The organism is Acidobacteriota bacterium (assembly GCA_034211275.1).
Taxonomy (GTDB): Bacteria; Acidobacteriota; Thermoanaerobaculia; order Multivoradales; family JAHZIX01; genus JAGQSE01.
Genome location: JAXHTF010000021.1, coordinates 38,993 through 57,792, shown reverse-complemented (window position 1 = coordinate 57,792; position 18,800 = coordinate 38,993). Strand labels below are relative to the sequence as shown.

Annotated in this window: 14 protein-coding genes and 1 tRNA gene; 7 read left to right on the top strand and 8 right to left on the bottom strand. The window is 67.0% G+C overall.

Annotated elements, in window-relative coordinates:
• The 6 genes from SX243_05950 to tkt form a co-directional block, all read right to left on the bottom strand.
• Positions 1-633 (bottom strand): alanine dehydrogenase (locus tag SX243_05950; protein ID MDY7092502.1); only part of this gene is annotated, 633 nt, incomplete at its 3' end.
• A gap of 184 nt (positions 634-817) precedes the next feature.
• Positions 818-4,519, bottom strand: a complete 3,702-nt coding sequence (locus tag SX243_05945) for a C25 family cysteine peptidase (protein MDY7092501.1) — start codon at positions 4,517-4,519, stop codon at positions 818-820.
• Positions 4,516-5,595 carry a hypothetical protein gene (locus SX243_05940; GenBank protein MDY7092500.1) on the bottom strand — a complete coding sequence of 360 codons (1,080 nt, stop codon included), beginning with the start codon at positions 5,593-5,595 and terminating at the stop codon, positions 4,516-4,518. Before SX243_05940 ends, SX243_05945 begins: the two co-directional genes overlap by 4 nt.
• Before the next feature lie 60 nt (positions 5,596-5,655).
• Positions 5,656-5,859, bottom strand: a complete 204-nt coding sequence (locus tag SX243_05935; GenBank protein MDY7092499.1) for a hypothetical protein — start codon at positions 5,857-5,859, stop codon at positions 5,656-5,658.
• Positions 5,860-6,000: 141 nt separating this feature from the next.
• The gene (locus SX243_05930; protein ID MDY7092498.1) at positions 6,001-7,836 is read right to left on the bottom strand and encodes an asparagine synthase-related protein; all 1,836 of its coding nucleotides are present in this window, start codon (positions 7,834-7,836) and stop codon (positions 6,001-6,003) included.
• 216 nt (positions 7,837-8,052) lie between these two features.
• Positions 8,053-10,074 (bottom strand): transketolase, encoded by a 2,022-nt coding sequence (gene tkt / locus SX243_05925; protein MDY7092497.1) that lies wholly within the window; start codon positions 10,072-10,074, stop codon positions 8,053-8,055.
• Between the two features lie 292 nt (positions 10,075-10,366).
• Here tkt and SX243_05920 point away from each other — a divergent pair.
• Together SX243_05920 and gltX are read left to right on the top strand one after the other, a co-directional pair.
• Positions 10,367-10,458, top strand: a tRNA-Ser gene (locus tag SX243_05920).
• Between the two features lie 86 nt (positions 10,459-10,544).
• Positions 10,545-12,041, top strand: coding sequence for a glutamate--tRNA ligase (gene gltX / locus SX243_05915; protein ID MDY7092496.1), 1,497 nt, complete (start codon positions 10,545-10,547; stop codon positions 12,039-12,041).
• Position 12,042: 1 nt separating this feature from the next.
• Here gltX and SX243_05910 read toward each other — a convergent pair whose 3' ends face one another.
• Positions 12,043-13,044 carry a P1 family peptidase gene (locus SX243_05910; GenBank protein ID MDY7092495.1) on the bottom strand — a complete coding sequence of 334 codons (1,002 nt, stop codon included), beginning with the start codon at positions 13,042-13,044 and terminating at the stop codon, positions 12,043-12,045.
• Between the two features lie 131 nt (positions 13,045-13,175).
• Positions 13,176-14,504 carry a hypothetical protein gene (locus SX243_05905; protein ID MDY7092494.1) on the bottom strand — a complete coding sequence of 443 codons (1,329 nt, stop codon included), beginning with the start codon at positions 14,502-14,504 and terminating at the stop codon, positions 13,176-13,178.
• Positions 14,505-15,121: 617 nt separating this feature from the next.
• On the opposite strand from SX243_05905, the gene SX243_05900 reads away from it, so the two are divergent.
• The 5 genes from SX243_05900 (at position 15,122) to SX243_05880 (ending at position 18,739) form a co-directional block, all read left to right on the top strand.
• Positions 15,122-15,616 carry a Fe-S-containing protein gene (locus SX243_05900; GenBank protein MDY7092493.1) on the top strand — a complete coding sequence of 165 codons (495 nt, stop codon included), beginning with the start codon at positions 15,122-15,124 and terminating at the stop codon, positions 15,614-15,616.
• Positions 15,617-15,864: 248 nt separating this feature from the next.
• Complete coding sequence (locus tag SX243_05895) at positions 15,865-16,359, top strand: roadblock/LC7 domain-containing protein (protein MDY7092492.1); 495 nt, start codon at positions 15,865-15,867, stop codon at positions 16,357-16,359.
• A 116-nt stretch (positions 16,360-16,475) separates the two neighbouring features.
• Entirely contained in the window at positions 16,476-17,060 is a 585-nt protein-coding gene (locus SX243_05890; GenBank protein MDY7092491.1) for a GTPase domain-containing protein, read from the top strand.
• A gap of 25 nt (positions 17,061-17,085) precedes the next feature.
• Positions 17,086-17,715, top strand: a complete 630-nt coding sequence (locus SX243_05885; GenBank protein ID MDY7092490.1) for a hypothetical protein — start codon at positions 17,086-17,088, stop codon at positions 17,713-17,715.
• Positions 17,642-18,739, top strand: a complete 1,098-nt coding sequence (locus SX243_05880; GenBank protein MDY7092489.1) for a gluconeogenesis factor YvcK family protein — start codon at positions 17,642-17,644, stop codon at positions 18,737-18,739. Before SX243_05885 ends, SX243_05880 begins: the two co-directional genes overlap by 74 nt.
• The last annotated feature ends 61 nt before the right edge of the window (positions 18,740-18,800 follow it).

The window sequence follows — 18,800 nt, the reverse complement described above, 5'->3', positions numbered from 1 at the left end:
GGCGCGGTGGAGCGCCTGCAACCGGGAAAGCTCAGCGTCCACCACGATGACGTGGGCACCGGCGGCGAGGCCCTGGCGAGCCGCTGCCTCGCCGGCGGTCCCGCCCCCCAGCACAAGTACCGTCGGTGGCGGCACCCCCGGCACGGCGCCCAGAAGGATACCCCGGCCACCGTGCTCCCGCTGCAAATATTGGGCGCCGATGTGCACCGCCAGCTGGCCGGCGATCTCGCTCAGCGGTCGCAACACCGGCAGTGCCCCGACGGCATCCCGGATCACCTCATAGCCGAGCAATGTGACCTCCAGCTCCAACAAGCGCTGGACCACCGACAGCGGCGTCACCGCCAAATGGTGGAAGGAGCAGAGGGTCGAGCCGGGATTGATCAGCTCCAGGTCATCCTCCGTCACCGGCGCCACCCGGCACACCACGTCGGCCCGCCGGTAGGCCTCTTCGGCGGTGTAGACCACCGATGCACCGGCCTGCTGGTAGTCCTGATCGGAAAAGTGGGCTGCGGTACCGGCGTCGCGCTCGACCACCACATCGTGGCCTCGGCGCACCAGCTGAGCGACCGCCGCCGGGGTCAACCCGACCCGGTGCTCGAGACGATGGCGCTCCCGGGGAATGCCGATGATCATGGAAGTCTCCTGGAAACGATGGGTGGAAGGCTCATGAAGGACTGGAGCCGAGTTTATCCCCTTCGGCTCTCTTCTGCAGGGCCCCCAGAAAGCTTTTGGACCCTTGACACACCACGAGAAAAACCCCGCCGCAAACCCTCATGGAAGCACGGCGGGGCCGATGTGGCGGACGCTTCGCGACCTGTTAAGGATCGACGACCAGGGTGGGGTCCCCAAGCAGAGTCCAGCCCAGGAGCACATCCAGCCGCTCCGGCTCGGTGACGGCGAGATCCTGCTTCGCCGCGGTGAGAGCGTCGCCGATGCGCTGCCCCGGCTGGGCGATGCGGGGCGCCAGGAAGCGGCCCAAGGCCCGCGTCGAGGCGCTGTCCATCAGCGTCGAAGAACCGAGCACCGCCGCCGCACCGTGGTCGCCGTCGAGCAAGAGCACGTGACCCAAGGTGTCCACCTCGGGCTCGACGTAGTAGGTGTTCCAACAACCCCATTGGAGCACCACCGTGGGCCGATCGGCGTTGGTCAAAGCCTCCGCCTCGGTACCGGAGAAGAGCCCGGAGAAGGTCCACGCCGACGGTCCCGAGTGGCCGACATAGGAAGTCAGGGCGGCCCCCGCCTCGATGCCGTCCACCAGGCGCTGCCGCGCGCCGGTGACCCCGAGATTGTCGACATAGGCGCGCCGAGCGCTCCAATCGTCGGGCAGGCCGCCGAGAAAATCTTCGCTGTCGCTGGCGAAGGAGATGCGCGCGCCGGTGTCGAAACGGTCGGCGGCGGCGACCAACGAGCGGGAATAGTCCTTCTGCTCGTAGGCGAAGGTCTTGCCGAGCAGGGTCTCCAGCTCGGCGACGGTGCGCACCGGCATACGACCGACGGCGAGATCGGGAACCCGATCACCGTCCAAGTCTCCGTAGAGGGGATCCACCGGAGCAAAACGAACCACCTCGCCGGTGGCCTCGTAGAGGGTCGGCAACAGGCTCACGGAGCCGAAGCCCAGGCGGTCGTGGTAGTCGTAGGTGTCCGCCCCTACCAGCAGCACGTAGCGGGTTCCCAAGGCATCGGCGGCAAAGGCGATGTAGTCCCGAATCGCCTGGGGGTCCACCACACCGTGGCTCCACTCCTCGTAGAGATCGAAGGCGTCCACGGCCTTGACGCTCAATCCTTCCGTCCGGCGGGCGTCCGCCAGCGGCTCCAGGGCCTGAAGGAAGAGCGGGTGGGAGACGATGAGCAGCTCCGCCGGCCCCTCGTCGAGGCCCGCCGGGAGGTTGCCGGTGCGAATTCCCGCCACCGCCTCACCGCCGGCGGGGACGACCCGGTACTCGCTCGCCGCCGCGGTGCCGGCGAAGGTGGCGCTGAAGCCACTCGAAGGCCCACTGGTCCCGGCCTCGAAGTCCACTCGCTGGACCCGCTCCGGCCCATCCGCCCCCAGGCGATAGACCGCGAAGTCGGAGGACGAAAGCCCGCTGACGGTGATTCGTTCCCCCGCCGCCGCAAAGCGCAGCCCGTCGGCCCGGGCCACCAAGCGGCGCGGGTAGTCGAGGGTGAAGCCGTCCAGGTTGATCAGATCCGCCAACGCGCCGGTGTCGCCGGGAAGCTCGATCTCCAGGGAGTTGATTCCCTCGGTGAGCAGCGCCGCCGGAACCTCGACGGCCAGGGGCAGCGCGCCGAAGCCGTCGAAGGTCTCGTCCGCCACCACCGTGCCGTTGACCAGCACCCGCAGATGGTGGTCCGGGGATTCGGGCCAGTCGGTGACACCCCACAGGCTCAGCGAGAGCCGGGCCGCCGGGGCGGCGCCGGTGACGTCTCGAGCCAGGTCCTCGACGGGCAGATCGAAGCTCCAGCTCCGAGGCGTCTGGAAGGTCAACATGCGGGTGTCGTACCAAGGGTCCCCGGTCGGCGAGGAAAAGGCGTAGAGCCGGTCGTCGCCACCCCGGTGGCTCTCCCAATACCACTCCGGCGCCGCGCCCCGCTGGGGCACCGGCGAGCGGTCGACGGCCAGGTCCAGACCGGCATTGGTCTCCGCCGTCAGACGGTAGACGTTGGTATCGGTGTAGAGGGAGTCGATGCCCTGGCCGAAGAACCGGATGACCGAGCCGGGACCGAAGCGCGGACCGCCCTCGACCTGGCGCGCCACCGGCTCACCGCCGTGGCTCAGGGCGAGGTCTTTGGCAGCCACCCCGGCGAGGTCGTGGCCCGCCGCCGCCAGCTCCTCGTAGCTCACCCGGAAGAAGCCGTCGCCGGTCACCTGCAGGTGAATGGGGGCCGCCGCCGGCGCCGGACCGCCCCGGACGGCGGCACCGCCGAAGCGCAGATCATTCCGCTGCGCAGCCCGCGCCGCCTGCTGCACCCGATTCCACTCGACGGCCTGGGGCCGCGGACGCGCTCCATGGACTTTCCCGACCTCGAAGGGACCGTGGACCCGGCTCTTGCCGGAGGCGTCCACATCTTCGAGGAAGAAGCGGTCGCCGGAGAAGTCGTCCAGCCGCCAGCGGTACTCCTGAGGCTGGGTCGAATCACCGAGCCGGGAGGGAACCAGCTCCCCGGTCAGACGCTCGCCGAGCTGAGTCTCCCCGGCAAGGCGCCGGACCGACTCCCGACCGGGAGCCTGATCGGCGCCGTAGAGGTGGAAGCCGAGGTTGCGGCTCTCGGTGGCGGTGGACCACTCCACCACCAGATCATCGCCGTCCCGCTGCGCGCTGATCCACGCCAAGGTCACCGGCGTGGTTTCGATCCCCAGGCTGCAGGAAAGCATCGTCTGCTCCACCGCCGCCGGATCGCTGGGCGAAGTATTGGACCAGTAAGTGCTAGTGGCCAAGGTGATGTTGGTGCCCTGGGGCGTGCCCGACGCGATGGTGTAGTCGAAGGTCAGGGTCGCGGTCTCGCCGTTGGGCCCGATGATGCCCGGGGCCATGGTGGCGGCGCTGGCGGGAATCCAGGTAAGGATGCTGGAATCGTCGCTCAGGGAGCCGCGGGTGGCGGACTGGCCGGAGATGGATCCGTTGGCCTCGTCATAATCCACCTCGAAACGCAGGAAGCTGGCGGTGCCGCAGCGAAAGCGCTCCGTCGTGCCGGGGTCCGGCGTGCAGGTCTTGTTGTTGGTGTAGGTGATGGTGCAGGAAGTGGATTCGGTGGGCGCCACCATGGTGCGGTCGCAGGAGCAGGTCAGGCCCAGGTCGGCCACCGGCACGTCGCTGCTGAGGGTCTCCAGCTTGCACTTGGCCTTGGTGCCGGGAATCACCTCGAACTCGCCATCGCAGGTGGGATCGCCCACATCGTCATTGTTCTGCCCCCAGGTGGATCCGGTGGCGATCTCCACGAAGCCGTCGCCGGTCTGGTCCTCACAGGGCAGGGTGACGGCGTCGGAAAACACCAGGAAGCTGTCGTCGCGAGACCCGTCCATATTCTCGTCGCAGTCGATCTCGCTCTCGTCCAGCAGGTCGCCACAGGTGTCCCCGTCGGTGTCGAGAAACGGACCGGCGCCGCCGTCGAGATCGAGGGGCGGGCAGGCGGACTGACCGAGACCGCCGAGGGGAGTGAGGATCTCGCGGTAGCAGGAGCCGGTTCGCGCGCCGTCGAGGTTGGGGTCGCCATCGGTGGCCACGTAGAGACCCACGTCGTAGCGCGTCTGCGCCGTGGTGTTGCGCACCTGGGCACCGAGAAAGATGCTCAGCGTATCCCCCGGACCGACGCAGCCGTCGTCCTGGGTGCCGAGACCGACGACGGTGAAGGTGACGTCGTTGGCGGTGCAGTTGTTGGGCACCTGATTGGGCCGAATGCCCTGGGTGACGTCATCGATGCAGCCCCCGAAAATGCCGCCCTGGGCGGGCGGCGCGAAGACCAGCAAAGTGAGGGCGGCGATCAGGCCGTGGCGGAAGGAAGGTAGAAGAATCGATCTCATGATGAGCTCCGTTGTCTTGACTGCAGGCCCAGGTGCTCCCTGGGCGGATCTTCCCGGAACCGAGCGAGGTCCGGCCGCGCCTCCGATGCGGTCGAGGAGGCGGCGGGGTCGAGGCTCTGACGGACCACCGCCGCGACCTCCTCCAAAGCGTCCGAGCGCCAGGGATACCGAAGGGTGAAGATGGGAAGCCGTTGGGCAAAGCTGAAAAGGTACTCGAAATGGCGGGCGAGGAGGGGGGGGCTGAAGAGACGGGCCGCGATGGTGTGCCGCAAAAGAGCCTCTCCACCGAGGCGGGGGGATAGCCGACAAACTTCCACGGTCCGGCAATGGGGGCCGCCGGCGAGGAGGAAGAGAGCCCCCAAGGGCAGTCGTGGAGGTTGAGCGACCCCAAACTGAGCCTGGGGCGAGAGCTTGAGCTGCGGGAACCACGGCAGAGCCTCACCGGCGGCGGCCGAGACCGGCAGCACGTCGTCCGCCACCGGAGTGATCCCGGGGAGGCCACCGAGCCGCGCCGCCAGGGTGGACTTTCCCCGTCCCGAATCACCAGCGAAGACGGCCCCTCGGCCATCGCTAGCCACCGCCGACGCATGCAGACAGAAGACATCCCGCAGAGCCAAGGCGAGGATCAACCCCGGCCCGAGGAGCAACTCGGCACGAATCTCGTCGCCGGCTCCCGGCTCCAGCCGATAGCGCAGCTCTCGTCCCGAGCTCGACAACTCCAGGCTTCCGCAGCCCCGAACCTCGACCCGATGCTCCCCGCTGGAAACCGTGCAGCGCACCCGCCGCGAGCCCCGGGCCAGAAGGCCTTTCCCGTCGAAGACCTGTAGGGGATCCTGCGGTGACGGCGTCGAGCCTCCCGCCGGCTCCGCATCGAGCTCCGGCACCAGAGGTGCCGTCAGCGCCGACGGCGCGGCGAAGGCTGACAGCTCCGGCAACGGCGACGCCGAGACCAAAAGCGTCCCTGCCACGAGGTAGTGGTGCCCGCCGTTCTCGAGACCAGAGCTCGCCGAAGGCGGATGCTCCGCCGGGCGGATCCACAGAGGCTGTCCGCTGGCCATCCCGGAGACGCTGGCCACGGAAGCCGAGGCCGGGAGGGGAGGCGATGCTTGAGGCTGGAGATCCACAGAGTTCCAGGGCTAGGGCCGGGTGTTGGGGAATTGGCTGTCACCGATGTCGATGACCGAGCCACCGAGGGTCGTGCTGCGAAGATCTCCCAACACTTCGAGGTGGGGCCGGCGCCAGGGGCTCCGGTGGGCTCGCTGCTGACCATCGGGGCCGCTTCGCCGGGCGGTCACTTCCGATCGCTGCTGGTTGGGTTGATGCTGCTTCTTGGGGTTCATCCGGGTTCTTTCTTCTAGGTTGCCTGTCTTCTGGATTCTTCTGGCTTCGCGCCTTCCAGAGTCTAGATTATTGCTCTCTAAATGGTAATTTTGCCAAGAGAGAACTTCTTCTTAAGAATCCCGTTCTCCACTTACGCATCCTCATGCTGCACTCCGCCGGTGCCAAATCTCCGCACTGGCACAGGACCATAGGATCACCGCCTCCAAACCTCCGCCACGGCCGCCTCGACCACCGAACCCGCCATCGCGGCCCATCGCTTGTCGGACCCAGTGGGGGTCAACGTAGCGCCGCCAAACAGCGCCCTGCCCATCCAGCAGACGCGTCAGCCGCCCGCGCTCGCGCTCGAACAGACCTCGCCGGAAGAGCGCATCGAGACGCCCGCGGTCCCCTCGCGATGTCCGGATCTCGGTGGGCAGCTCGCCGGCCAGGGCCTCCCGCAGCAAATGCTTGGAGCGACCGCGCCGATAAAGCTGATGGGCGGGCATGGCGAGCATCGCCTCCACCAGCTCGCGGTCCCGGTAGGGGTGCCGCGGATCGGCACCGCTACGGGCGGCCTGGCCGCGCTCGGCGACCAGATTCCACACCTGGAGGCCGGCAAACCGTTGGGAACGCTCGTCCGCCTCCGCCTCCGCCTCCTCCGTGGCCCGCAGATGCCTCCGGGCTTGCGCCGTCAACCACGGGAAAGCCTCGGCGGTGGCCCGCGAGCGGCGGCGGCGCAGCCTCAATAGTTCCGCTACGGGGCCGGCTCCCCGGCGGGGCGAAGCGCCGCGGGCGAGCTCGGAAAGAACTTCCCGCCCCGCTTCCGCAAAGCGCCCCTCGCGCAGCAAATCGGCAAGCCAACGCTCCGTACCGATCCAAAGATGGTCCCCGGACCAGCCGGTGAGAACCGAGCGACAGCCTGCCTCGCCGGCAGCGCGGTAGGCCCGGTCGAGCAAGCGGCGATAGGGATTGACGGTAGGGGAATTGCAGCCCATCGGCTCTCCGGGGCCGCTGACCCGGGGCCACAGACCGTCCGCCGGCAGCTCGATGGAGTCGAGACGGCTGCGCTCGGCCACGGCCCGCGCAAAGGACCGCTCATCGCAGCTCACCAGCTCGTCGAAGATCCAGGTGACGGCCGTCAGACGTGGCCGGCCAGCGGCTTCGAGCCGGCGGGAGGCGAGAGCGGCGACGGACGTCGAGTCGAGACCGCCGCTCATCAACACCGCCGGCGATGCAGCGGTGCGCAGGCGGCGCTGGACGCTGCGCTCCAGGAGCTCCCGAAAGTGCTCCTGGTAGTCGGCTTCCCGCCGAAATTGCAGGCGCCGCGTCCAGTCCGGAGCCCAATATTGGAAGAGCTCGACAGCCCCGTCTTCGAGCCAGAGCCCATGCCCCGGCGGCAGCTCACGAATGGCCGCATAGAAGGTGCGGCCGGCCCTCGGTTCGCGGCAGGCGAAGAAGCGGGCCAGGGACTCTTCGTCGGGATCCCCCGCCACCGACGGATGGGCGAGCAGAGCCTGCTCTTCCGAGGCGGCGAGGAAAGCTCCCGCCGGCCGGGCATAGAACAGGCTACGGTCCCCCAGGGCGTCCCGGCCGCAGAGCAGCGCCCGCCGCTTGGCGTCGTAGAGAGCCAACGCGAAGGGACCCAGGAGGCGGGCGAGGCATTCCCGGCCCCAGCGGCGATAGCTCTCCAACACGAGGGCGGCGTCGGAGAGTCCCGACGCGCTCCGAAGATCGAGCAGCGTCAGAAGCTCGTCGCGATTGTCGAGGCGGCCGTCGAAGCTCAGGTAGAGCTCCGCATCGGCCTTTGCCAGGGGCTGGATCTCGCCCACCTCTTCCGGAGTGGTCCAGAAATGCTGGTGGGCCAGGGCAGCCCGCGGCAGCCAGCGGATCTCGCAGCCGTCGGGGCCGCGATGGCGCAGTCGGTCCACGAGCTCAGCGAAAACCCGCCGAGGCGCCGACATCGCTCCAAGCTGGACCATCACGGCAAAACCAGACATCTGACTAGCTCCTAGGTACGAGAAATCCTACACCCTCGGCCCCAAACAGAGCCCAAGGCGATCCCGCTCAACCACGAATGGTCGAGGCACACGACAGGGAGCCTCCTGAAAAATGGGGGGAGATACAACAGAACCGACATGTAAGACTACCATGCCGTGCCCTGGGATGGGGGACTTAGGCGAGGGGAGAGCCCCCTCTCCCGCTCCGAGCCGGCTTCAGTCGTCCGCCAAGAGCGCCCTGGCGCGCTCGGCGACCGCCTCGACGGTGAAGCCGAAATGCTCCGCCAGGTCCTTGTACGGCGCCGACTCGCCGAAGCCGTCGAGGCCCAGTACCGCCCCGCGGGGGCCGACGTAGCGGTCCCAGCCCATGGGCGAGCCCGCCTCCACCGCCAGCCGCAACGGCACGTCCGGCGGCAGCACCTGTTGGCGGTAGGTCTTCGGCTGGGCTTCGAAGAGCTCCCAGCTGGGCATGCTCACCACCCGGGTCGCCACTCCGTCCTGCTCCAGCGCGCGCTGGGCTCCCAGCGCCAGCTCCACTTCCGAACCGGTGGCCAGCAGCAGCAGACGAGGCTCGCCGGCGGTGGCCTCCGAAAGCACGTAGCCGCCCCGGGCAACCCCTTCCGCCGCGGCGCTGGCGGTCTGCGCCAGCACCGGCAGCTTCTGCCGGGTGAGGGCCAATACAACCGGCCCCTGGCGCCGCGTGAGGGCCACCGCCCAGGCGGCGGCGGTCTCGTTGGCGTCGGCGGGGCGCAGCACCGTCACCCGCGGGATGGAGCGCAGCGAGAGCAGCTGGCTGATGGGCTGGTGGGTGGGGCCATCCTCGCCCAAGAAGATGGAGTCATGGGTCAGCACCGCAACGGAGTGAACCCCCATGAGGGCTCCCAGCCGCAGGGCCGGCCGCAGATAGTCGGAGAAGATCAGGAAGGTGCCGTAATAGGGCGTCAGCAGCCCCGAGAGGGCCATGCCGTTGGCCGCGGCGGCCATGGCGTGTTCGCGGACGCCGAAGTGATGATTGCGCCCCTCGCGATGCTCGGGGGAGAAGAACGGCTCGTCGGGCTGGGTGGTGTTGTTGGAGCCGGCGAGGTCGGCGGAGCCGCCCACCAACTCCTGGACCGAGGGTACGAGGGCGCTGAGCGCCTTGCCGGACGCGCTGCGGGTGGCGATGGGGCCATCCTCCGGGGCAAAGCGGGGCAGCAGGTCGCGCCAGCCCTCCGGCAGCTCCCCGGCCAGCCGACGATCGAGCTCCGCGGCGGCTTCGGGGTGGTCCCGGCGATAGCTCTCCAGCTGTTCGAGCCAACCCTGCCGGGCCTCGGCACCGCTGGCGGCGGCGGGCTCGAAGCTCTCCCGAACACCGTCGGGCACCAGGAAGGTGGGCTCCTGGGGCCAGCCCAGGTTGTCCTTGGTGAGGGCCACCTCGCGCTCCCCGAGAGGCGAGCCGTGGGCCTTGGAAGTGTCCTGCTTGTTGGGGCTGCCGTAGCCGATGTGGGTGCGCACCACCACCAGCGATGGCCGCTCCTCCTCCGCAGCGGCAGCCTGGGCGGCGGCCTCCAGAGCATCCAGATCGCGGCCGTCGGCGACGGTCTGGACGAACCACCCGTAGGCCTCGAAGCGCTGGGCGGTGTCCTCGGTGAAGGTGAGATCGGTGCCGCCGTCGATGGTGATGCGGTTGTCGTCGTAGAAGACCTTCAAACAACCCAGCTTCTGGTGTCCCGCCAGCGAAGCCGCCTCGGCGGCGACGCCCTCCATCAGGTCGCCGTCGCTGGCCACCACCCAGACCCGATGGTCGAAGAGCTCGTGCCCCGGACGATTGAACCGCGCCCCCAGGTGCTCCCGGGCCATGGCCATGCCCACGGCGGTGGCAAAGCCCTGCCCCAGGGGACCGGTGGTGGTCTCGACCCCGGGGGTCAGACCGTATTCCGGATGCCCCGGGGTCTTGGAGCCCAGCTGACGAAACCGCTTCAGCTCTTCCATGGGCAGGTCGAAACCGGCCAGGTGCAACAGCCCATAGATCAGCGCCGACGCATGACCGCAGGAGAGCACGAAGCGATCCCGATTGGGCCAGTCGGGGTGTCGAGGGTCGTGGCGCAGGTGGCGAGTCCACAACAGATAGGCCAGCGGCGCCAACCCCATGGGGGCACCGGGGTGACCGGAGTTGGCCTGCTCGACCATGTCCACCGCCAGGAAGCGGAGGGTGTTGATGGCGGTGCGGTGGGACTTGTCGCGGTTGAGATCGCTCATGGGGGCTCGGGATTCCCTCGTCAGCTTCGGCAAAGGGCCGCCGGGGCAGAGCCGGCTTGGCCGAGCTCCGGTTCGATGGTCAGGAGGCCGCTGGATACGGCGGTCGACAGGGGAAAGGATAGCCGGGGCCGGCATAAAGTCCAACCCCCGGAAAACCTTCCAAGATCCTTTCTCCGGCCCCAAAGCGGCGCCAGCAGGGCGTTTCGGAGCCGGCGAGACCTCCTTCCCCACCGACTCCGCCTTTGACTCCAGCGCCAGAAGGTGCTAGAAACTTCGGTCTCGCGACCCCCGCGGAGAGGTGCCGGAGTGGTCGAACGGGGCTGCCTGCTAAGCAGTTGTCCGGGGCAACCTGGACCGAGGGTTCGAATCCCTCCCTCTCCGCCATTCCCCAACCCCCGAAATTCCACGGAAGCTGCATCCCACAGAGCCTCGGCCACCGAGGGTCTGACGATCTGCCACGGAGTGTCGCCATGAGCTCACAATCCGACGCCGCCCCCGCTCCCCACCGCTCCCGCAAGCCGTCCGTCGAGGGACCGGTCCGGGTTCGCTTCGCTCCATCCCCCACTGGCTTCCTGCACGTCGGCGGCGTCCGCACCGCCATTTACAACGATCTGCTGCGCCACAGCGTCGGCGGCGCGTTCCTGTTGCGCATCGAGGACACCGACCGCCAGCGCTCCGACCAGGCCATGATCGACCAGATCTGCAACGGGCTGCGCTGGATCGGCGTGCATTGGGACGAAGGTCCCTTCCTCCAAAGCGAGGGCGTCGAACGCCACCGCCGGACCGCCGAGGAGCTGGTGGAGGCAGGCCAGGCCTACTATTGCTTCCGCACTCCGGAAGAGCTGGAGGCGGCGCGCAACGAAGCCCAGAAGGACGGCGGCATCTTCCGCTACCGGGAGGTCTTCGAGCCCCCGTCCCCGGAAGAGACGGAGCGCCGCCGGGCCGCCGGCGAGGCCTGCGCCGTGCGCTTCCGCATGCCCCAGGAAGACATCCGCATCGACGATCTGGTGCAGGGCGAGGTAACCTTCCCCGCCGAGTCCCTGGACGACTTCATCATCCTGCGCTCCGACGGCTCTCCCACCTACCACCTGTCGGTGGTGTGCGACGACGTGGAGACGGAGGTGACTCACGTACTGCGCGGCGACGACCACCTGTCCAACACACCCAAGCACGTGGGGCTGTTCCGGGCCCTGGGCGCGGAGGTTCCCACCTTCGGCCACCTGCCGCTGATCCTGGGCTCGGATAAAAAGCGCCTCTCCAAGCGCACCGGCGCCACCTCGGTGGAGGAATTCCGGGATCAAGGCCTGCTGCCCCAGGCGCTGTACAACGCCCTGGCCCTCCTCGGCTGGTCGCCGGGAGAGGACCTGGAGGTGATGGATCGCGCCGAGATGATCCGCCGCTTCACCGTCGACCGCATCAACGCCGCCGCCGCCGTCTTCGACCGCGACAAGCTGGCCTGGATCAACGGCCAGTACATGTCCGGTCTGCCGCTGGAGGACCTGATGCCGCATCTGGAGCCCTTCCTCGCCAAGGTCGAGCTCTCGGGCCTCCAGGGTGATGAGCGCAAGCGCCTGCTGGTAGCGGTGGATCTGCACCGCACCCGGGCTCACAATCTGATGGAGCTGGCGGAATACGTGGTGCCCTATTTCCGAGAGCACCTGGAGTACGACAAGGATCTATGCGCCAAATTCCTTCGCCAGCCCGAGCTGCCGGACCAGCTGGAACAGCTGGCGAACCGCTACGCGGCCCTGGAGGAGTTCCGCATCGACCCCCTGGATCAGGCCCTGCGGTCGCTGGCGGAGGAATTGGAAGTCAAAGCGGGAGTGCTCATCCACCCCACCCGCATGGCCCTCACCGGCTCCAAAGCCGGTCCCCCGGTCTTCGACGTGGTGGAGGCCATGGGCCGCGAAGCCACCGACCGCCACCTGCGACGCCTCGCGGCCTTTCTACGAAAGAACGCGGAGTAACTCAGGAGAGGTCCCGCACCGCCGGCAGCATCCCGAAACCGTCGGCTTCCCGCACCGCACCCAGCACCGCTTGGGCCACCGCCTGCTCCGCCAACACCGCCACCTGATGGAGGTGAGCTGCGCGGCGGGCGGTGGAGAGGGCTACCACCAGATCGCCGTCGTAGAGCGACAGCGCCGGGCTGATGGTGCGGTACAAGCCACCAAAGGCCATCTGACAGACCTTGGACAGGGCCCGCTTGTCGAGGTCGGCGTCGGTGAGCACCGCCACCAGCGTGGTGTTGCTCTCCCAGACATTAGCGTGATCCGACGGTAGCACCGCCAGCACCCGATGAGCTCCCACCAGCCGGTGGGAGTCCGGCGCCTCCCGGCATCCCGCTACCAACGCACCGGTGGACGGATCCCGCACGTCGCCGAAGGCATTGACCGCCGCCAGCGCCGCCACCGTCACTCCGTCCGGCGCCTCCAAGGCGGCAAAGCCGATCCCTCCCTTCATCCCCTGGGCGGGGCCCAGGACCTTGCCCACCGTCGCCCCGGTGCCCGCACCGACGCTCCCCACTTCCACCACCGAGCCCGTCTCGAAGGCCGCGGCGGCGGCCAGGGCCTGCTCCGCCATGGCCGCCGTCGGGGCAGCGGCGGGATCGCCGAAGCCGAGGTCGAAGAGGATCGCCGTGGGTACCAGCGGCACCGGGCGATAGCCGGTCTGAAATCCGTAGCCCTGCCCCGCCAGCGCTTCCGCCACCGGCCCACCGCAGTCCAGCCCGAAGCCGCTGCCGCCGGCGAAGACCAGGGCATGAGCACGGTTGGCCAGATGGTTGGGGTGGATCAGGGAGTCGAATTGCCGGGTGCCGGTGGCGGAGCCCCGCAGATCCGCCGCCGCCACCGCCCCTTCGGGACAACGGATGATGGTGACGCCGGTCTTGCCTTCCAGATCCGTAGCGTGGCCGATGCCGAAGCCTTCGAGGTTCAGCCGGCGCAGGAGAGGAGGAAAGGGTGGAATCTTCACGGCCCGGAATCCTACCAGCGAAGCCCTCCGGCCAAGAAAAAACCGCCCGCGGAGCCATCGGGCTCGGCGGGCGGTTTGGGGACGATGTCGTCCCGGCGGCACGAGGCCCCCGGGGCGACCGCAGCGGAGTCTTACTCGTCGACGAAGGCCTGCACCTTCAGGTTCGAGTAGGTCCAGCCCAGAGGCGGCTGGTAGGCACCACCGTCCGCCGGACGGGCCTGCCCCAGCAGGATGCCCACCGGGTTGCCGTTGTTGGAGATGTCCCGGAAGGTGATGAAGGTAGAGGTGCTGTAGAACACCGTTCCCGCCCGCGACACGTTGAGGGTGAAACGGCCGGCGGCCGCATCGTAGATGATCTGCACATGCACCTGCTGGTTGGCGGTCCAGGGCCCTTCGACCTTCAGATCGGTGCCGTCACCGCGGTCGAGGATGGTGCGGGCGTTGCTACCGCGAGCGAAGAGCCCGAAGTACAGCGGCGGGCCTCCCAGGCGGCGCAGGCTGCAAATGGCGTGGAACAAGCCGTTCTGGTAGCGGCCGAGGCGCAGGTCGAAGTCGATGACGATGCGGTCGTAGCTGACTCCCGGCTCCAGCGGCAGAGCGAGCTCGCGGATGGAGTCGCCGGGGGTGGCGGTGAAGAAGTTGCCGTTCATCTCCAGGGTCGGCACCGGCGGCTCGTCGCCGGGGCGCACCAGGTCCGAGGACAGGGCGTCACCGGGCTGAACGAAGAGCACCTGGTCCAGGTTGTCCTGCCAGACCACGGCGTAGGCGTAAAAGTCCTCGGCGCAAGTCACCACGGCACGGCCGGCGGCCAACTCTTCGAGACCGAGCAGACCGAAGACGTCGGGAATCTCCCGGTGGGAGAGGGGCATCATGGTGGTGACGAACGTGTTGGTCAGCTCCTCACCGCTGGCCTTGACCAGGGAGATGGCGCACTCGTTGGGGTCCTGAGACATATTGATCAGGCCCACCGAGGTATTGCTGCCGCTGGAGCTGTGCTTCAAGCCCAGCAGAGCCACCAGGTCCCCACCGGGGTGGACGTCGCCATCGGAGATGGTCGGCACGCGGGTCGAGGAGAGCAGCTGGCCGCCCTCGTCGAAGACCCGCAGGCGGGCATCGAAGTTGAGCTGCGGAGCGCCGGCGATCTCCAACATGCCGATCTCGCCCTGGGGAGCGGCCCCGATGGCCAAGATGGAGCTCTGCGGCGGAACGCCGGTGAAGTCGTAGACGATCTCTTCGGGGCGATTCACACCGTTGGAGAGACTCGGGATGAAATACGTCTCGAAGCGACGCCCCTGGGCGCCTAGATTGGTGGCCCAGACCTCGGTCTGATAGAGGCGTCCGTCGATCACCTGATCGACAGCCTGGGGGACGTAGATCGTGCCAGCGTCGGCGGGGAGGCTGGTCAAGCCGAGGAAGACAATCGCGACGGCGAGAACCGCACGCTTCAGGGAGCAAGTCATGGAGTACCTCCGGAAAATACGTTGACCCTACGTGGCGGGGTCAGGTGAAACCTAATTGTGGAAAATCTGTCCGTAGCTTCTTCCGAGTTGATCTTCGATGTAGAGACCGGCCGGGGAAACGGCTCGGCAGGCGAACGGACAACCATCGGGGGGAAGGGACGACGCTCGATTCGACGAGCGCTCGAGCCCGGAAATTTTTGGGTTGACGCCGATGGGCACATGGTAACCGATCTCTGGGGCCAGCGCATTCCCGAATCTCTCGATTTCCAACCTTCTTACGCATCGCTAGCGGATCTTGTCCCGGCCGCGGATCTCCCCGCAAGACGGCTGGACCCTGCGGCGAGAGTCGCCCACGGGAGCGACGCACATGCCCTCGACGACCGCATCGGCGTCGGCGGCAGTCCGATTCCACGCTTCAAATCGGCGTTGTTCCTCGGCTGCCTCCAGGCTGTTAAAGCTATGGCACCATAACAGAATTCCCTGCCAGGAGCCAAGTTCTCATTGTTTATAGGGAGTTACCGGCCCTCTGGCGCCTCGGCACGGAAGCCTGAACGGGACAAACTCCACGCCGAAGCAGCATGAGGCTATGCCATACCAAGCTTGTCAAGGACCGGACGATGGCCGAGAATAGAGCGATGCGCAAGATCACGCCGCTGCACGGCTTTGCCTTTGTCCTGATTTTCTTCATCGCGATCCTGACCCTCCAGTTTGCCCTCGGCGGCGGCTTTGGAAGTCACGGACACAAGCGGGTTTCCCCGGCCAAAGACGGTACGGTGCGAATCTCCGTCGCGGATTTGCAGCCCGCCGAGGTGAAGTTCTTCCGGTTCCTCAATCCCGCCAACCAGGAAGTGGACTTCTTCATCGGGCGTGACGAGGAGGGAGCGCTGGCGGTGGCCTTCGACGCCAACGAGATCTGCGCCAAGACCAAACGAGGCTATCGCGCCGAGGGTGCGTGGGTGGTGTGCAACAAATGCGACAAGTCTTTCCGTCTCGCCGAGGTCAACGCCGGCGGTGGCGGTTGCAAGCCGGTTCCTCTGCCTTTTGTCGAGCGTGCCGGCGAGGTGATTCTCACCGAAGGGGACATCCTGACCGGGTGGAGGCTCTTCCGTTGAGCCGCCTCGAGGCCAATGGGTGTATATTCACCCATCACCATCCGAGGTGTACGAAGAGGCCACCCCGTGGTATACCTTGCCTGCTGGCGAGATCCTCGGTGACCCCGTTGGGATCCACCGAGCCCCGCTGAGCACCGAGTCGCTCACCGCGGCCCTATCGCTCCACCCCGGATTTGCCGTACTATGAGTAGTTCAGCCGCAGACCGAGAGCCCGCAGCATCGTCCCATCGGATGCGGAGAGGAAGAAGATGAGCTCCGAAGACTTCGTTCTCTACGAAGACGAGTTTCAGCGCCTCGAGGAGGCGCTAAAACGCCTTCGTCAAGAGTCCAACAGCAAAGCGGTGTTCCTGATCGACAAAAACGGTCAGCAGATCGCCGCCGCCGGCGAGACCGATCAGTTCGACACCACGTCGCTGGCCTCCCTCACCGCCGGCAACGTGGCTGCCACCGACGGACTGGCCAAGCTCATCGGTGAGCGAGAATTCTCGGTGCTCTTCCACGAGGGGCAGCAGGATCACATTCACATTTCCATCGTGGCCAAGCGGGCCATCCTGGTAGTCATCTTCGACGATCGTTCGTCGCTGGGCCTCACCCGCCTGCGGGTACGGCGAGCCAATGCGGATCTGGAGCGGATCTTCGAATCGATGGCGCAGAAGAGTAGCGTGGGGCTGGCGGGAAGCCAGGAAGCAAGTCCCTTCTCAGAGATTACGGACGAGGATATCGACGCCCTATTCAGCGAGTAGAGCGATGGGGCGAGGCGCGCCGATCCCAGCGACCAGCTGTGACTCCGGGCCGTCGGGGACCAGCGCCAACCCTCGCACAATGGTCATGACCGATAGATCCACCAGAGGTTCGTAGCATGGCGTTTATCAACTACGCCAGTAAGGAAATCAACTGCAAGATCGTCTACTACGGCCCCGGCCTCGGCGGCAAGACGACCAACCTGCAGTTCATCTACAACAAGACCTCCCCCGATGCTCGGGGGAAGATGATTTCCCTGGCCACGGAAGCAGATCGGACCCTCTTCTTCGACTTTCTGCCCTTGGATTTGGGCACCATCCGCGGATTCACCACCCGTTTTCACCTCTACACGGTGCCCGGCCAGGTGTTCTACGACGCCAGCCGCAAGCTGATCCTCAAGGGTGTCGATGGCGTGGTCTTCGTGGCCGATAGCCAGGAGCCACGGATGGAGGCCAACATCGAATCCATTCGCAATCTGGGCGTCAACCTGGAAGAGAACGGATTCGACCTCAAGACCATCCCCTACGCTCTCCAATTCAACAAACGAGACCTACCCGACGTCGTCTCGGTGGACGAGATGTACCGCATTCTCAACTACAAGCGCGAACCCACCTTCGAGGGCATCGCGACTACCGGCAAGGGGGTCTTCGACACTCTCAAGTCCGTCGCCAAGCAGATCCTCATCGAGCTGCGCAAGCGATAGATCATCGACAGGAAAGACTGAAAGTATGGCCAAGGACTGGCAGAAAAAAGAGATCTCCTATCTCAAACGATACGCTGAAACCAAGACGCTGGCGGAGCTGGCGGAGCGCTTCGACACCGACGTGGACTCGGTGACCGAGAAGCTTCAGGAGTTGAGCCTGCGGGCCAAAGACTCCGGGCCGGCACCGGTGGACTTCTACGACGACCCGGCGGTGGACGCCTACGCCGAAGGCGTGGAAGCGATGCAAAAGGGCCAGTGGAAGAAGGCTCAGAAAGCCCTGGAAACCGCCGCCGCCAACACCGATCTTCCGGACGTGGCGGAGAAAGCTCGCCAGATGCTGCAGGTCTGCGCTGCCCAGATCGGTGACGGAGCGGACGACACCGCCGAGGACCCCTTCCTGCTGGCGGTCTACCAGAAGAATCAGGGCCAGTACGACGACGCCCTGAAGCTGTGCAAGAAGCACTCGAAGGACGAGCGCTTCACCTATCTGGAAGCCTCCATCTACGCGCTCCAGGAAGAAGCAGACAAAGCCCTCGCGAGCTTGGTCCGGGCGGCGGAAATGAACCCAAAGAACCGCGTCTATGCCTACCACGACCCCGACTTCGAGGCGGTCCGCAAGGAGAGCCAGCTCGAAGAGTTCTTCCAGCCCTCCTGAGGACGGCCTCGCCACGGAAGGGCACGCCACCGACCCCCAGGCCACCGACGAGCCCGCCACCGGCAGACTGGTGGCGGTGGGCGGCGGCACCGGCCTGGCGGTGGTCCTGCGGGGGCTCAAGCATCGGGTCGGCGAAGGCTCCCTGAGACAGCTGACAGCAGTGGTGACGGTCACCGACGACGGTGGCTCCTCGGGCCGGCTGCGCCGCGACTTCGGGGTTCTGCCGCCGGGGGACATCCGCAATTGCATCGTTGCTCTGGCGGACGATGAAGATCTGCTCGCGCGGCTCTTCCAATACCGTTTTCCCACCGGCGACGGCCTCTCGGGGCACTCCTTCGGCAACCTCTTCCTCACCGCCCTCACCGGCATCACCGGCGACTTTTACCAGGCCATCCTCACCGCCGAGTCGATTCTGTCGGTGCGGGGCCGCATCCTCCCCGCCACCCTCACCGACGTGCGGCTGCGGGGCTGGGGATGCTCCGGTCAGGTCTACGAAGGAGAGGTGGCGGTGGGACACTCCGGCGAACGGCTGGAGACCCTGGAGCTCGACCCGTCGGCGCCGGCGGCCTTCACCCCCGCCGCCCGGGCGCTGCGGGAAGCCGATCTCATCGCCCTGGGCCCCGGCTCCCTCTACACCTCGATCCTGCCGAATCTACTGATCCCGGGCATCCGCGAGGCGATTCGGGACAGTCCGGCGCGGGTGGTGCTGCTGCTCAATCTCATGACTCAGCCCGGCGAAACCGACGATATGAGCGCCCTCGACCATCTGCAAGCCATCGAACGCCATGCCGGCGAAGGGCTGGTGGACGCGGTGGTGGTCCACGACGGCGAGCTGCCGCCGCGGCGTCTGCGAGAATACGCCCAGACCGGGGCTCATCCGGTGAGTGTGGAAGAAGAGGAGATCGAGGCCCGGGGAGTCCAAGTCTTGCCACGAGATCTCCTTGCCGAAGGCCCATTGTTGCGCCACGATCCCGACAAGCTCAGCCGAGCGGTGCTCGAGCTGATGGAACGCGCCAACCGCTGACCGGAGCGCCGCTCCAAGCTCGCCGCCTTGGCGCCGCGAGCGCCTAGACCGAGAATCCGTG

Excerpts from the sequence above, each read along its gene's own strand:
- SX243_05945 (MDY7092501.1), bottom strand. The coding sequence starts at position 4,519 with ATGAGATCGATTCTTCTACCTTCCTTCCGCCACGGCCTGATCGCCGCC.
- SX243_05935 (MDY7092499.1), bottom strand. The coding sequence starts at position 5,859 with ATGAACCCCAAGAAGCAGCATCAACCCAACCAGCAGCGATCGGAAGTG.
- SX243_05930 (MDY7092498.1), bottom strand. The coding sequence starts at position 7,836 with ATGTCTGGTTTTGCCGTGATGGTCCAGCTTGGAGCGATGTCGGCGCCT.
- tkt (MDY7092497.1), bottom strand. The coding sequence starts at position 10,074 with ATGAGCGATCTCAACCGCGACAAGTCCCACCGCACCGCCATCAACACC.
- gltX (MDY7092496.1), top strand. The coding sequence starts at position 10,545 with ATGAGCTCACAATCCGACGCCGCCCCCGCTCCCCACCGCTCCCGCAAG.
- SX243_05905 (MDY7092494.1), bottom strand. The coding sequence starts at position 14,504 with ATGACTTGCTCCCTGAAGCGTGCGGTTCTCGCCGTCGCGATTGTCTTC.
- SX243_05900 (MDY7092493.1), top strand. The coding sequence starts at position 15,122 with ATGGCCGAGAATAGAGCGATGCGCAAGATCACGCCGCTGCACGGCTTT.
- SX243_05895 (MDY7092492.1), top strand. The coding sequence starts at position 15,865 with ATGAGCTCCGAAGACTTCGTTCTCTACGAAGACGAGTTTCAGCGCCTC.
- SX243_05890 (MDY7092491.1), top strand. The coding sequence starts at position 16,476 with ATGGCGTTTATCAACTACGCCAGTAAGGAAATCAACTGCAAGATCGTC.
- SX243_05885 (MDY7092490.1), top strand. The coding sequence starts at position 17,086 with ATGGCCAAGGACTGGCAGAAAAAAGAGATCTCCTATCTCAAACGATAC.
- SX243_05880 (MDY7092489.1), top strand. The coding sequence starts at position 17,642 with ATGCCTACCACGACCCCGACTTCGAGGCGGTCCGCAAGGAGAGCCAGC.